A 12,583-nucleotide genomic window follows, 5' to 3' on the forward strand; every position below is an offset into this window, starting at 1 on the left:
CGATGATGAGGCGCTTCGCAAAATCAGAGCACGGCGCGGCCATGGTCGAGACGACCATCGTCGCTCCTTTGCTCTTTGCGCTGACACTCGGATTCGTCGATTTCGGTTACGCTCTCTACCAATGGAACGCAGCGACCAAGGCTGTTCAGGTCGGTGCTCGGTTAGCCTCCATATCCGATCCAATTGCCCCGCAAATTGCAACAGCCGGCCCTACGGCAACGCCGGGAAATCCGGTGCCTGCAGGATCCTTCGCCTACATCTGCAACGGAGCTACTTCGACCTGCACGTGCACGGGAGCATATTGCGTCGCTGGCGTATGGACAGCAGCAAATTTCAATAGGATTTATGCTGGCGACGACGGAATATGCGGCCCTGTGGCCGGCAGTCGCCCCGGCATGTGCGACTTTTTCCCGTTGCTGCAACCAGCCAATGTGGTCGTCCGCTACACCGCCACCGGCCTCGGCTACCAGACGCGCGCGACCGGCGCTGTGCCGACGATCACGGTCAGCCTGCAGAACGTGAACTTCCAGTTCTTCTTCCTGGGCGGATTGCTCGGGTTCGGCAATATGGCCATGCCCTCCATGCTGAGTACTGTAACGGGTGAAGATTTAAAGAGTACATCGCCATGAACGCCATCGACACCAGGGTCCTCCCCACAAAACGCAAGCAGGTGGCGCTGTTTTCGTCCGATGCGAATTTCAAGCGCGACGTCACGACAAGGCTCGACGCGCTGGCGATCTATGACGTCAAGATCTCGGAAGCGGCGGAGTTCCTGAAGGGGCCGCCTGTCGACAGCCGCCCCGGCATCATCATACTCGATCTCGGCAATGGCGAACTGCTCGGCAATCCGGCGATCGTCGCAGCGCGCGCGGCCTGGGCCTCGGTGCCGCTGATCGCGATCTCCGACGAGCTCACCTCCGAACAAACGCGCGTTCTGGTGCGCATGAATGCGTCGGACTGGCTGCACAAGCCGCTCGACGCCAAGGAGCTGCTCAACGCCGTCACCTTCCATGACACCGGCAGCCAGGGCACCAAAAGCCGCATCGTCACCTTCATCGCCGCGAGCGGCGGCGCCGGCGCCACCACGCTGGCGATCTCGGCGGCGGAGCACCTCGCCTCGAAGTCGGCCGAGCGGGCGGGCTCGACCTGCCTCGTCGACCTCGATTTCCAGAGCGCCAATTGCGGCGCCTATCTCAACCAGTTCAACCAGTTCGACCTCTCCGGCATCATCGGCCAGCCGGACCGGCTCGACGTCGAGCTCATGGACGTCATCAAATTGTCGCGGCCATCCGGCCTCACGCTCTATTCCTTCGAGCGGCCGCAACTGCCTTTCGAGCCGCACGGTTCCGACTTCGTCTTCCGGCTGCTCGACCTCGTCGCCTACCGCTTCGACGACATCGTCATCGACCTGCCCAACATCGAGACGCCATGGCACGATTCGGTGCTGCGCACGAGCGACGAGATCTTCATCGTCTTCGAGCTCAACGTCGCCTCGCTCAGGCAAGGCAAGCGGCTCTACAAGAAGATCCGCGAATTGCGCGGCAACAAGGTCAGCATCACGCTGGTCGCCAACAAGCACAAGCGCAAATGGTTCGGCAACCATTTCTCGCGCAGCGAGCTGGAGAAGATCTTCAAGGCGCCGAACATCAAGTCGCTGGCGCTGGACAACGCGCTTTTGGCCGACGCGCTGAACCGCGCCATCCTGCCTTCCGAGGTGGACGGACGCGCGCGCTTCAACAAAGACCTCAAGCGCATGTTCAAGGAACGGCTGGACAATGCCCAGCGCTAGCCTTCGTATAGCCAGGCGTCTTGCCGCCGCCGGCCTGATCGGCATCGCGCTGGCGTCGGCCTGCGACGTGGCGATGGGCGGATCGGGCCTGCCGCCGCTGCCCGCCATGGGCCCCAGCCTGCGCAAGACGGTCGCCTTCCAGACCGGCGAGCAGCCCGGCACGATCATCATCCGCAAGACCGAGAAGGCACTCTATCTGGTGACCGGCCAGGGCCAGGCGCTGCGCTACCAGATCAGCGTCGGCCGCGACGGCTTCGGCTGGACCGGAACGGTCAAGGTAGCCTCCAAGACCGAGTGGCCGCAATGGCGCCCGCCCAAGGAAATGCGCGCGCGCCGGCCGGAGCTGCCGGCGATGGTGCCGGCCGGTCCCTACAATCCGCTCGGCGCCAGGGCGCTGTATCTCGCGCGCGACGGGCGCGACACGCTCTATCGCATCCATGGCACCAACGATCCCAGGGGCGTCGGTTTCGACGGCACGTCGGGATGTTTCCGGCTGACGAACACCGATGTGATCGATCTCTTCAAGCGCGTCGCGGTGGGCGCAAAGGTGGTGGTTGAATGACGATGATCAGCGAGCCGGACGTTCCGGCAATCGAGCTTGGCGAACGGGAAAAAGCCCCGGGCAGGCCGAGCCGGGCCAGGCTCATCGGTGCCGTCGCGGCAGGTGCGGCGCTCGTCACCGCCGTCAACGTGACCGCCGCCGTCTATCTCTATCGCGGCGTCAACGACCTCAAGACGATGGAGGCGCGGTTGGAACAGCTCGGCCAGTTCGAGCAGCGGATCGGCGCCCGCATCGACACCGTGAACAACGGTTTCCAGAGCCGGTTCGAGTCGCTGGACCGCCAGCTGCAGGCGAGTTTCGGCCGGATCAACGGCAATATCGCCAAACTGGAGCAAGGCCAGCCCGTTGCCGCCAGCGAGCCGGCGCCGCCCAGCGCGCCCGAGCCGACGATGACAGACAATACCACGGTGGCGGATGCGTCCGCTGCCGACGAAAGCGGCGCCGATCCCACTGATGCGCAGCGCTCGTTCAAGAGGAAGGTCGCGCCTCCGGGCCCCAATCCGTCCTACCAGCGCATCCAGCAGCCCGACGGCAAGGTCTATTACAAGAAGATCAACTGATCACGCAGGTTGTCGCCGCTGCTTGAACCAGGACCATTACAGATCGCGCTGCAGCGCCAGGATGCGCACCGTGCGAGCCTCGGCACGCGCCTTGGCCTCGCGCAGGAAGGCCACATGGCAGTATGCGCAGGCCGCGAGACCTAGGCACAGCACCAGGCTGTTCTTGGCGCTGAAGTCGAGCATCAGCGAAAAGTGCAAGCCGTTCGGTATGGTGAAGGCCGCAATGGTGCTCGCCGTTTCGGCATGGCTGCTCAGCGCGATCATCTTGCCGGCAAAAAGCAGGGCGGCATGATTGGCAAGGAAAAACCCGGCTGACCTTTTTGCCTGGCAAATCATCCAGCAGGCACCCGCCGCGAAGGCAATGATGGCCGCGTCGAGGGCCATCGACCCGCCGAGATAGGCGTGCACCTGCTGCCAGAACATGGTCGAGAACGGCCGCAGCTCGAGCCAGGCATGCCATGCGGCCGGGCTGGCCGGATAGAAGCCGAGAAGCATCGCCGCCACTCGCTCCGCCGCCAGCAGAAGCAGCATCAGGGCCGGAAAGGCAAAAAGCAGGATCGGCTTGCGCATCATGTCATCCCCTCGACATCCGATGGCCGATTCTAAGCCGCATTGGTTGCGCGAGACTTAACGCAACGCCTTGCTTTTCAAGGAATGTCGCTCGCGTCTAATGTATGATCCGGTTCAACGATCGGGGGTGGCGCCGTGTTGACAGTATCCAGCGGGTTAGGCTCGAGCGGCACCGCCGGCAATCGGCGCGACCCCGCGATGATCCGCGTGTGAGCCAGGCGAAACCGCCTGGCCGTCCGCTGCTGGCGCCGGCGCTCGGCGGTCTCGGGCTCATCGCCGGCATGTTGCTGATCGCCGAGGGCGGGCGCTGGCTGCCGCCCGGTCGGCCTTCGATCACACAGGTCCAAGGCACCGGTGATCTGAAGCCTGCCTCCATTACCCCGGTTCAAGACACGCGGCCAGGCCAGCCGGCGCGCAAGATCGCCGAGCATCTCATTGCGCCGCCGCCGCTCGACCCATCCGGGATCGAGCGCATCGAGCCGCGCCCTCCGCTCGGCGAACTGGGGCTCGCACCGATGCCGAAGACGCCGATGCCGCAGGATTGGCGCGGGACGTTGCTTTTCCGTCCGGTCGCGACTTCCTCGACGGTCTTCGAAGCCATGGGACGCACGGTCGCCATCAGCGGGACGGTCGACATAGATCCCGGCAGGACCTGTTCGTTCGACAACGCCGCCTGGCCCTGCGGCCAGCGCGCCCGCGCCGCCTTCAACGCCCGGCTGCGCGGCCGGGCGCTGAAATGCCTGCTGCCGCCGGATGCCGATCGCTTCACCATCGCCGCGCCCTGCATGCTCGGCAAGCAGGATGTCGGCGCCTGGCTGGTTTCCAACGGCTGGGCGATGGCTGCTCCCACCGGCATTTACGGCAAGGCGGAAGCGGTGGCGAGAGACGCCAGGATGGGCATTTTCGGGCCACCGCAATAGCGCAATTGGCGGAACCCGTGCCCGGTTCCGCCCCGGAATTGCGTGAAAGCAGAATGGTCAGAGCGGTTCAGCGCTTCTAAAAACCGTGAACTGCCGCAGCGGCCGGGCAGGTTATCAAGCGCGAGGGCCGCGGCCGCCGGCGCGCGCCGTATCCAGCACTCCCATGGAGAAGATGGCGACTTTGCATCAAATTGTACGCTTGCCTGAAACCGAAATCGTAACGGACCTCCTGTAAGCCGATGCGTCGAACAGGAGATTGGCCCTTGCCCACGAAAACGCAGTCCGCGCCGGTTCGGACATGGAAGCAGGTTATCTGGCTCGCCGTGCTTGGCACTGCCGTCTGCGTCGGCCTTTCGCTCGCATTGAATTACCTGATGCTGTTCAGCGACAGCCTGACGCCGTTCGGCCGCGGGGCGGTTACGGCCATCATCGTCCCGATTATCATCGGCCTGCCGCTGTTTGCCCTGCTCGGCTGGCAACAGATCGAGATCCGCCGCTACCGGCAGGAGCTCACCAGGTCCGGCACCTTCGACCAGCTGACCGGTTGCCTGAACGGCAAGGTGTTCACGTCGATGGTCGACAGAAGGGCGGCGAGACCGGTCGGCCCGCGCTCCGGCGCCTTTCTGGTCGTCCATCCGGAGCATCTGGCATCGATCAACCTGCGCTTCGGTCTCGAATGGGGCGACGAGGCCTTGCGGCTGATCGCATCGGCCATCCGGTCCTCGGTGCGCAAGGACGATTTGATCGGCCGGATCGGGACCTCGATGTTCGGCGTCTTCCTTCCGGGCGCGAGCGAGGAGGACGCCAAGGAGGTTGGCCAGCGCATTCGCGGGACGGTCGGCGATATCTATTTCGCCCCGAAAGGCGACAAGGACGTGCTCGCGATCAGCGTCGGCGGCGTCGTTTTCGAACATGAGCTGGATTTCGAGGACATGTTCCGTTTCGCCGAGGAAGGCATGGCCGAAGTCCCGGACGAAGCCGGTCTGCGGCTGTCGCATGTCACCAACTGAGCCGGCGAGATTGGTCTGCGTCTTGGTCGCGCCAGTGCAAGCATGGCGCAGGAATTGGAGGCCTCGCCCGGAATCGAACCGGGATTGAAGGATTTGCAGTCCTCTGCGTGAACCATTCCGCCACGAGGCCTCGTATGCGGGGCTTCGCAATAGGTTGGCGCTGGAATGCCGTCAAGCGTTGTCCGATGCAACAGCGACAGGGAAAATCTGGTGCTGCGAGAGAGGATTGAACTCTCGACCTCTCCCTTACCAAGGGAGTGCTCTACCACTGAGCTACCGCAGCCTGCGATGGCGGCTTCTGCCATATCGAACCGGCAAGCGCAAGGCCAAGAAAAGCCCAAAGCGTCGCATATGATTCCTGGCAACCGTCAGGCGGTTTGAGGCGGCGTGCGTGACTGATCCACAGCGCGAAACCGGCTCTCGGCCTGCTTTCATGACATGGCCGCGCTAAAATGCTAGAGCATTTCACCGTTTCATGGAAACGGCGAACCGCTCTATTTTGTCTGACGCAATTCCGGACGGAAAACCGTTTCACACTTTTCCTGGAATTGCTCGAGCCATTGCGGAATCGCGGCCGGCTGACCGCCGGTCAGGGATTGGATGATGAACGACAAGGCAAATCCACCGAAAAAGGGCGACGGCGAGCGCAAGGGCAGGCTGGCCGAGGCGCTGCGCGCCAATCTGCAGAAGCGCAAGGCGCAGGCCCGCTCGCGACGCCCCGACGACGCTGACAAGCAACGCACCGGCGACGCTGACAAGCAGCGCGCCGGCGACGCCGACGATCGACCGGAAGGATTGCCGGCTGCTGGAAAAATGCACAAGGACTAACCGAAATCAGCCACACTGGCCGACCACTATCGGTCAGGGTCTGGGGGAAATCCTATTTCTTGAACCAAGCCGGCCGATGGTCTAAGCCGGGCATATCAACCGATTGAAACCGGCCTGTTCTGGCCGAGGGGACGTTTTCCATGGATCGCATCAGAATTGTCGGCGGCAATGAGCTTGCCGGCACCATTCCGATCTCGGGCGCCAAAAACGCGGCATTGCCGCTGATGATCGCCTCGCTGCTCACCGACGACACGCTGACGCTCGAAAACGTGCCGCATCTGGCCGATGTCGAGCAGCTGATCCGCATCCTCGGCAATCACGGCGTCGATTATTCCGTCAACGGCCGGCGCGAAAAGCAGCAGGAAGGCTATTCGCGCACCATCAATTTTTCCGCCCGCAACATCGTCGACACCACCGCGCCTTATGAGCTGGTGTCGAAGATGCGCGCTTCCTTCTGGGTGATCGGGCCGCTGCTTGCCCGTATGGGCGAAGCCAAGGTGTCGCTGCCTGGCGGCTGCGCCATCGGCACGCGCCCGGTCGACCTGTTCCTCGAAGGCCTGCAGGTGCTTGGCGCCGAACTCGACGTCGACAATGGCTATGTCATGGCCAAGACCAAGAACGGCCGCCTCACCGGCAACCGCTACGTGTTCCCGAAGGTCTCGGTCGGCGCCACTCATGTGCTGATGATGGCGGCCTCGCTCGCCAAGGGCGAGACGGTGCTGGAGAATGCGGCCCGCGAGCCGGAAATCGTCAATCTCGCCGAATGCCTGATTGCCATGGGCGCCAAGATCCATGGCGCCGGCACTGCCACCATCACCATCCATGGCGTCGAGGCGCTCTCGGGTGCGCGCGTGCGCGTCATTCCGGACCGTATCGAGACCGGCACCTATGCCATGGCCGTCGCCATGACCGGCGGCGACGTGATGCTCGCTGGCGCCCGGCCCGATCTTTTGCAGAGCGCGCTCGACGTGCTCGTCGAGACCGGCGCCGAGATCACGGCGACCAATGAGGGCATCCGCGTCAAGCGCAATGGCGCCGGCATTGCGCCGGTCGACGTGACCACCGCCCCCTTCCCCGCCTTCCCGACCGACCTGCAGGCGCAGTTCATGGGCATGATGACGATGGCCAAGGGCAAGTCGCGCATCACCGAGACGATCTTCGAGAACCGCTTCATGCATGTGCAGGAGCTCGCCCGGCTCGGCGCCCACATCACGCTCTCCGGCCAGACGGCGATCGTCGACGGCGTCGCCAAGCTCAAGGGCGCGCCCGTCATGGCGACCGACCTGCGCGCCTCGGTGTCGCTGGTCATCGCCGGCCTTGCCGCCGAGGGTGAGACGACGGTCAACCGCGTCTACCACCTCGACCGCGGCTTCGAGCGCCTGGAAGAGAAGCTCTCCGGTTGCGGCGCGGTGATCGAGCGGATTTCGGGCTAAAGGCCGCAACGCGGGCGCTGCAGAGAAGCAAGGCTTTTCCAACGCTTGCCGGGGACAATCGTCAAAGCCGGCGCTGCCCCTCATCTGCCTGCCCGTCCTTCGCAGCAGCTGCGCTGCAGCTGCGGAGGGTGGACCGGCATCTTCTCCCCGTAAAGTGACGGGAGAAGGCGCCGGCCGCTATCTCGGCTCCCTTTCCGCTGTGCTGGACAATTAGCGAAATCCCGAGCGAAAGCGTCCGTTCTCCCCGTCACTATACCGTCACTATACGGGGAGAAATGCCCGGCAAGGCGATGAGGGGCAGCGCAGACCTGGCGTGATTGCCTTTGCCGCATCCGTGCCGAGGTTGCACGGACCGGAAAGACCGCCTAACAGAAGGCTGAAACCAACCTTAGGTGCGTATTCCGCATGGCTCTCAAGCTCATCGCGCTCGACGACCAGGATCTCAGCATCGTCTCGGCGCATGTCCAGGACGCCGTGATGAAGGTCTCGGACCTGGAATATCTGCCGGCGGCCAAACGCTTCGTGCTGACCATGAACCGCTTCGTCTGGGAAGCGAGATCCGGCTTGTTCCGCCAGCACAATGAACGGCGGCAGAGCGTCCTGCATTTCGACCGCGTGCTCGGCGCCAAGACCAGCGGCGTTGCGCGCGACAAGCCGGCCGAGGTGCTGTCGCTGCTGGCGATCAGCTTTATCGCCATCAGCAAGCCGGCCGGCATCGTCGAGCTGGTGTTTTCGGGCGGCGGCACCATCATGCTCGACGTCGAATGCGTCGAGGCGCGGCTTGCCGATATCGGCGGCTCCTGGGAAGCCACCTCGCGGCCTGTGCACAGGGGTTAAGTGCAATGGCGATAACGCTCCGACAGCAGGACGCCGATTTTGAACGGCGTTTTTCGGCCTTTCTCATCACCAAGCGCGAGGTATCGGCCGATGTCGAGGCCGTGGTGCGCGACATCGTCACCCGCGTGCGCGCCGAAGGCGACAAGGCGCTCACTGACTATACGCTGAAGTTCGACAAAGCCGATCTGAGCGCACTCGGCATCGCCGTCTCGAAAAACGACATCGTCAAGGCCTATGAAGGGGCCGATCCGGCCGCGGTCGAGGCGCTCAAATTCGCGCGCGACCGCATCCGTTCACACCACGAGCGGCAGAAGCCGAAGGACGACCGCTATACGGATGCCGCCGGCGTCGAACTCGGCTCGCGCTGGACAGCGATCGAAGCCGTCGGCCTCTACGTGCCTGGCGGCACGGCGAGCTATCCGAGCTCGGTGCTGATGAATGCGGTTCCGGCGAAGGTCGCCGGCGTGGAGCGCATCGTTATCGTGGTGCCGGCTACCGGCGGGGTCATCAATCCGCTGGTGCTGGTGGCGGCCGATCTTGCCGGCGTTTCGGAGATCTACCGCGTCGGCGGCGCGCAAGCCGTTGCAGCCCTTGCCTACGGCACCGAGACGATCAGGCCGGTCGCCAAGATCGTCGGCCCGGGCAATGCCTATGTCGCGGCGGCCAAGCGGCAGGTGTTCGGCACGGTCGGCATCGACATGATCGCCGGGCCGTCGGAAGTGCTGGTCGTGGCCGACGCCGACAACGATCCGGACTGGATCGCCGCCGACCTTTTGGCACAGGCCGAGCATGACGTTTCAGCGCAGTCGATCCTGATCACCGACACTGCCGAATTCGGCAAGGCGGTCGAGCAGGCAGTCGAACGTCAACTGAAAGTTCTGCCGCGCGCCGAGACGGCGGCCGCAAGCTGGCGCGATTTCGGCGCGGTGATCCTGGTGCCGACGCTCGAAGCCTCGCTGCCGCTGGTCGACAGGATCGCGGCCGAGCATGTCGAGCTCGCTTTCGACGATGCCGAGGCTTTCCTTTCCAGGATGCGCAACGCCGGTGCCGTCTTTATCGGTCGGCATACGCCGGAGGTCATCGGCGACTATGTCGGCGGCTCCAACCATGTGTTGCCGACAGCGCGGTCGGCGCGGTTCTCTTCGGGTCTGTCCGTGCTCGATTTCGTCAAGCGTACCTCGATCCTGAAGCTTGGACCGGAGCAGCTCAAGGCGCTGGCGCCCGCCGCGATCGCGCTCGCCAAGGCGGAAGGGCTCGATGCACATGCCCGTTCCGTCGCGATCAGGTTGAACATGTAGCGATGTCCGGCCATGACCAAATCCGCAACAGGCTGATCGACGTCGAGCTCGACGAAACGATAGGACGTTCGACGCCCGACGTGGAGCACGAGCGGGCCGTGGCGATCTTCGACCTCATCGAGGAGAACAGCTTTCGGCCGGTCAGCGACGACGGCCGCGGGCCATACAGACTGAAGCTTTCGCTGGCCGAGCAGCGCCTGGTCTTTGCCGTCAGCCGCGAGAGCGGCGCCGAGGTGGTCACCCACATCCTGTCGCTGACGCCGCTCAGGCGCATCGTCAAGGACTACTACCTGATCTGCGAAAGCTATTACGAGGCCATCCGCTCCTCGACGCCCAGCCATATCGAGGCAATCGACATGGGCCGGCGCGGCCTGCACAATGAGGGCTCGCAGACGCTGATGGACCGGCTAGCCGGCAAGATCGAGATCGACTTCGACACGGCGCGCCGGCTGTTCACGCTGGTCTGCGTGCTGCACTGGCGGGGCTAATCCTGGCCGCGCTGCCACATTCGATCCTATTCTTGTGCGGCATGAATGCCGTACGCTCGCCCATGGCCGAGCAGCTGGCGCGACGGCAGCTGCCGGCCACCACTTTCGTCGCCTCGGCCGGCGTTCGCAGCGGTGAGCGCGACCCCTTCGTCGACGCCGTGCTCGCCGAGGAGGGTCTGACGCTTGGCGAGCGGCAACCGAGAACGCTGGAGGATCTGGAAGACGATTATTTCGATCTGATCGTCACGCTGGCGCCTGAGGCGCACCATGCAGCGCTCGAGCTCACTCGCTCGCTGGCCGTCGAGGTCGAATATTGGCCGATGCCCGACCCTACCGACACCGGCGGCACGCGCGAGCACATCATGGCTGCCTATCGCGACGTGCGCGAGCGGCTGAAGGCCCGCATCAACAGGCGTTTTGCGCCGCCGAGAGCTGAAAACGCCCCGGATTAAGCTTGTTCATAAGCTTGTTCACAAGCGAGCGATTATCATATAGGTTCCGCGCAAATTCCGGCCGGCCGCCGGAACGCCATCCAAGCAAAGGTATCGAATGCCGAAGGAAGAAGTCCTCGAGTTTCCAGGTGTGGTCACCGAACTGCTGCCCAATGCGATGTTCCGGGTAAAGCTCGAAAACGAACACGAAATCATCGCCCACACGGCCGGCCGCATGCGCAAGAACCGCATTCGTGTGCTGACCGGCGACAAGGTCCTGGTCGAGATGACGCCCTACGACCTGACCAAGGGCCGCATCACCTACCGTTTCAAGTAACAGTCCGGCGCGAACTAGCCGGATGATTTCAGGTCTGTTCGACCTGAAATCCAAATCCGGCTCCTAATCCTAGAGTGAAGCATGATGTCGTCCGAAAACCGCTTCACACTTTTCGGCATCATGCTCACATGAGCATCCTGCAGAAGCTCGTGCTTGCCTCGGGTTCGCCGCGCCGCATCGAATTGTTGCAGCAGGCCGGCATCGAGCCCCAACGCGTGCTGCCCGCCGATGTCGACGAGACGCCGCTGCGCGCCGAACATCCGCGCTCGCTGGCCAAGCGCCTTTCCAAGGAAAAGGCCGAGAAGGCGCTGGAGTCGCTGAAAAGCGAGGACGATTATGCTCCGGCCTTCATCCTCGCCGCCGACACTGTGGTGGCGGTCGGGCGGCGCATCCTGCCCAAGGCCGAGACGATCGACGACGCCATCAATTGCCTTGGCCTGCTTTCCGGCCGCTCGCACAGGGTCTATTCCGGCATCTGCCTGATCACGCCGGGCGGTAAGCTGCGCCAGCGGCTGGTGGAGACCCGGGTGCGCTTCAAGCGGCTGCCGCGCGAGGAGATCGACGCCTATGTCGCCTCGGGCGAATGGCGCGGCAAGGCCGGCGGCTATGCCGTGCAAGGCCTGGCCGGCTCCTTCGTCGTCAAGCTGGTCGGCTCCTATACCAACGTCGTCGGCCTGCCGCTTTATGAAAGCGTCGCGCTGCTTTCGGGCGAAGGGTTCAAAGCGCACCAGAACTGGCACGCTTCGCGCTCATGAGCGTGGACGACAAGGTAACACCGCTTCGGCCGAAGCGACCCTGCCCCGAATGCGGAAAACCTTCCGCACGCGAGCACTATCCGTTCTGCTCGGTGCGCTGCAAGGATATCGATCTCAATCGCTGGCTGAAGGGCGCCTATGTCATTCCCGGCCGCGACGGCGAGGAGGACGAAGACGACAGCCCGACGCCAGGCCCCACACCGAAGGACGAGGGGTGAGGCAGGCAGCAAGCCGCCGTTTCGCGGCGATTTTTCTTTCCTGACGAAATCAACAGCTAAACGATTGTTTTAACGCAATTCCGGAACGGAAAATCGCTGCGCACTTTTCCTGGAATTGCGATTGTTTTCACGCAATTCCCGAGCGGAAAACCGCTGCGCACTTTTCCTGGAATTGCTCTGGACAGGCGGGATTCCCGTGCTATAACCCACGCGCTTTCAAGGGGCGCCGTCCGGCGCTCTTTCGAAATCCGGCGGGCGGTTCCCGCTAGCCGGCACAGGCCCAGATAGCTCAGTTGGTAGAGCAGCGGACTGAAAATCCGCGTGTCGGTGGTTCGAATCCGCCTCTGGGCACCATCCCCTCTTCTCTCCACATTCCCTTTCGCCGAAACTTCTACGCTTCAGTCTCCGCAAACGGCTGAATTCGCTAACTTTTTCGGCACGAAAGATCCGCTTGGGCGAATTTCATCGCAGTTCGGCAAATTTCGTCCAACGGGGCGAGGTGTTGGTATTTTTGTTGGTATCTGAGACCCTGTTGGTATCGAAGCGC

Annotated in this window: 16 protein-coding genes and 3 tRNA genes; 16 read left to right on the plus strand and 3 right to left on the minus strand. The window is 63.5% G+C overall.

What is annotated here, in order from left to right; all coding sequences use genetic code 11:
* The first annotated feature begins 2 nt into the window (after nt 1-2).
* From RFM68_RS19240 to RFM68_RS19255, 4 genes are read left to right on the plus strand one after another with little or no spacing between them, the layout of a single operon-like run.
* Entirely contained in the window at nt 3-629 is a 627-nt protein-coding gene (locus RFM68_RS19240) for a TadE/TadG family type IV pilus assembly protein (protein ID WP_430694888.1), read from the plus strand.
* A complete protein-coding gene (locus tag RFM68_RS19245; RefSeq protein WP_320234592.1) occupies nt 626-1,789 on the plus strand; it encodes a CpaE/TadZ family protein in 1,164 nt (387 codons plus the stop codon). Before RFM68_RS19240 ends, RFM68_RS19245 begins: the two co-directional genes overlap by 4 nt.
* A complete protein-coding gene (locus tag RFM68_RS19250) occupies nt 1,776-2,351 on the plus strand; it encodes a L,D-transpeptidase (protein WP_320234593.1) in 576 nt (191 codons plus the stop codon). Before RFM68_RS19245 ends, RFM68_RS19250 begins: the two co-directional genes overlap by 14 nt.
* Nucleotides 2,348-2,911 carry a hypothetical protein gene (locus tag RFM68_RS19255; RefSeq protein WP_320234594.1) on the plus strand — a complete coding sequence of 188 codons (564 nt, stop codon included), beginning with the start codon at nt 2,348-2,350 and terminating at the stop codon, nt 2,909-2,911. Before RFM68_RS19250 ends, RFM68_RS19255 begins: the two co-directional genes overlap by 4 nt.
* Nucleotides 2,912-2,947: 36 nt before the next feature.
* Here the strand turns inward: RFM68_RS19255 and RFM68_RS19260 are convergent, their stop codons facing one another.
* Complete coding sequence (locus RFM68_RS19260; protein ID WP_320234595.1) at nt 2,948-3,484, minus strand: hypothetical protein; 537 nt, start codon at nt 3,482-3,484, stop codon at nt 2,948-2,950.
* Between the two features lie 206 nt (nt 3,485-3,690).
* On the opposite strand from RFM68_RS19260, the gene RFM68_RS19265 reads away from it, so the two are divergent.
* Nucleotides 3,691-4,401 (plus strand): thermonuclease family protein, encoded by a 711-nt coding sequence (locus RFM68_RS19265; protein ID WP_320234596.1) that lies wholly within the window; start codon nt 3,691-3,693, stop codon nt 4,399-4,401.
* Between the two features lie 263 nt (nt 4,402-4,664).
* Entirely contained in the window at nt 4,665-5,411 is a 747-nt protein-coding gene (locus RFM68_RS19270; protein ID WP_320234597.1) for a GGDEF domain-containing protein, read from the plus strand.
* A 55-nt stretch (nt 5,412-5,466) separates the two neighbouring features.
* Here RFM68_RS19270 and RFM68_RS19275 read toward each other — a convergent pair.
* Both RFM68_RS19275 and RFM68_RS19280 read right to left on the minus strand, forming a co-directional pair.
* A tRNA-Cys gene (locus tag RFM68_RS19275) sits at nt 5,467-5,541 on the minus strand.
* Between the two features lie 78 nt (nt 5,542-5,619).
* Nucleotides 5,620-5,694, minus strand: a tRNA-Thr gene (locus RFM68_RS19280).
* 320 nt (nt 5,695-6,014) lie between these two features.
* On the opposite strand from RFM68_RS19280, the gene RFM68_RS19285 reads away from it, so the two are divergent.
* The 10 genes from RFM68_RS19285 to RFM68_RS19330 all read left to right on the plus strand — a co-directional run bounded on the left by RFM68_RS19285 (nt 6,015) and on the right by RFM68_RS19330 (nt 12,390).
* Nucleotides 6,015-6,239: a hypothetical protein gene (locus tag RFM68_RS19285; protein ID WP_320234598.1), complete on the plus strand. Its 225-nt coding sequence runs from the start codon at nt 6,015-6,017 to the stop codon at nt 6,237-6,239.
* A 140-nt stretch (nt 6,240-6,379) separates the two neighbouring features.
* Complete coding sequence (gene murA, locus RFM68_RS19290) at nt 6,380-7,672, plus strand: UDP-N-acetylglucosamine 1-carboxyvinyltransferase (RefSeq protein ID WP_320234599.1); 1,293 nt, start codon at nt 6,380-6,382, stop codon at nt 7,670-7,672.
* A 405-nt stretch (nt 7,673-8,077) separates the two neighbouring features.
* The gene (locus tag RFM68_RS19295) at nt 8,078-8,509 is read left to right on the plus strand and encodes a DUF2948 family protein (RefSeq protein WP_320234600.1); all 432 of its coding nucleotides are present in this window, start codon (nt 8,078-8,080) and stop codon (nt 8,507-8,509) included.
* A 5-nt stretch (nt 8,510-8,514) separates the two neighbouring features.
* Nucleotides 8,515-9,807 carry a histidinol dehydrogenase gene (gene hisD / locus RFM68_RS19300; protein ID WP_320234601.1) on the plus strand — a complete coding sequence of 431 codons (1,293 nt, stop codon included), beginning with the start codon at nt 8,515-8,517 and terminating at the stop codon, nt 9,805-9,807.
* 2 nt (nt 9,808-9,809) lie between these two features.
* Nucleotides 9,810-10,295, plus strand: a complete 486-nt coding sequence (locus RFM68_RS19305) for a UPF0262 family protein (protein WP_320234602.1) — start codon at nt 9,810-9,812, stop codon at nt 10,293-10,295.
* Complete coding sequence (locus tag RFM68_RS19310; RefSeq protein ID WP_320234770.1) at nt 10,283-10,747, plus strand: arsenate-mycothiol transferase ArsC; 465 nt, start codon at nt 10,283-10,285, stop codon at nt 10,745-10,747. Before RFM68_RS19305 ends, RFM68_RS19310 begins: the two co-directional genes overlap by 13 nt.
* A gap of 97 nt (nt 10,748-10,844) precedes the next feature.
* Entirely contained in the window at nt 10,845-11,063 is a 219-nt protein-coding gene (gene infA, locus RFM68_RS19315; protein ID WP_006200926.1) for a translation initiation factor IF-1, read from the plus strand.
* A gap of 128 nt (nt 11,064-11,191) precedes the next feature.
* The gene (locus tag RFM68_RS19320; protein ID WP_320234603.1) at nt 11,192-11,818 is read left to right on the plus strand and encodes a Maf-like protein; all 627 of its coding nucleotides are present in this window, start codon (nt 11,192-11,194) and stop codon (nt 11,816-11,818) included.
* On the plus strand, nt 11,815-12,036 hold the full coding sequence (gene yacG, locus RFM68_RS19325; protein ID WP_320234604.1) for a DNA gyrase inhibitor YacG: 222 nt from the start codon (nt 11,815-11,817) through the stop codon (nt 12,034-12,036). Before RFM68_RS19320 ends, yacG begins: the two co-directional genes overlap by 4 nt.
* A 278-nt stretch (nt 12,037-12,314) precedes the next feature.
* A tRNA-Phe gene (locus RFM68_RS19330) sits at nt 12,315-12,390 on the plus strand.
* Nucleotides 12,391-12,583: the final 193 nt, after the last annotated feature.

It is taken from the genome of Mesorhizobium montanum (assembly GCF_033977145.1).
GTDB classification, from domain to species: domain Bacteria; phylum Pseudomonadota; class Alphaproteobacteria; order Rhizobiales; family Rhizobiaceae; genus Mesorhizobium; species Mesorhizobium montanum.

What these genes read in the sequence shown, in the direction of transcription:
- RFM68_RS19255 (WP_320234594.1), top strand. Translation starts at nt 2,348, where the DNA reads ATGACGATGATCAGCGAGCCGGACGTTCCGGCAATCGAGCTTGGCGAA.
- RFM68_RS19245 (WP_320234592.1), top strand. Translation starts at nt 626, where the DNA reads ATGAACGCCATCGACACCAGGGTCCTCCCCACAAAACGCAAGCAGGTG.
- RFM68_RS19285 (WP_320234598.1), top strand. Translation starts at nt 6,015, where the DNA reads ATGAACGACAAGGCAAATCCACCGAAAAAGGGCGACGGCGAGCGCAAG.
- RFM68_RS19305 (WP_320234602.1), top strand. Translation starts at nt 9,810, where the DNA reads ATGTCCGGCCATGACCAAATCCGCAACAGGCTGATCGACGTCGAGCTC.
- infA (WP_006200926.1), top strand. Translation starts at nt 10,845, where the DNA reads ATGCCGAAGGAAGAAGTCCTCGAGTTTCCAGGTGTGGTCACCGAACTG.
- RFM68_RS19240 (WP_430694888.1), top strand. Translation starts at nt 3, where the DNA reads ATGATGAGGCGCTTCGCAAAATCAGAGCACGGCGCGGCCATGGTCGAG.
- RFM68_RS19260 (WP_320234595.1), bottom strand. Translation starts at nt 3,484, where the DNA reads ATGATGCGCAAGCCGATCCTGCTTTTTGCCTTTCCGGCCCTGATGCTG.
- hisD (WP_320234601.1), top strand. Translation starts at nt 8,515, where the DNA reads ATGGCGATAACGCTCCGACAGCAGGACGCCGATTTTGAACGGCGTTTT.
- RFM68_RS19320 (WP_320234603.1), top strand. Translation starts at nt 11,192, where the DNA reads ATGAGCATCCTGCAGAAGCTCGTGCTTGCCTCGGGTTCGCCGCGCCGC.
- RFM68_RS19250 (WP_320234593.1), top strand. Translation starts at nt 1,776, where the DNA reads ATGCCCAGCGCTAGCCTTCGTATAGCCAGGCGTCTTGCCGCCGCCGGC.
- RFM68_RS19295 (WP_320234600.1), top strand. Translation starts at nt 8,078, where the DNA reads ATGGCTCTCAAGCTCATCGCGCTCGACGACCAGGATCTCAGCATCGTC.
- murA (WP_320234599.1), top strand. Translation starts at nt 6,380, where the DNA reads ATGGATCGCATCAGAATTGTCGGCGGCAATGAGCTTGCCGGCACCATT.
- yacG (WP_320234604.1), top strand. Translation starts at nt 11,815, where the DNA reads ATGAGCGTGGACGACAAGGTAACACCGCTTCGGCCGAAGCGACCCTGC.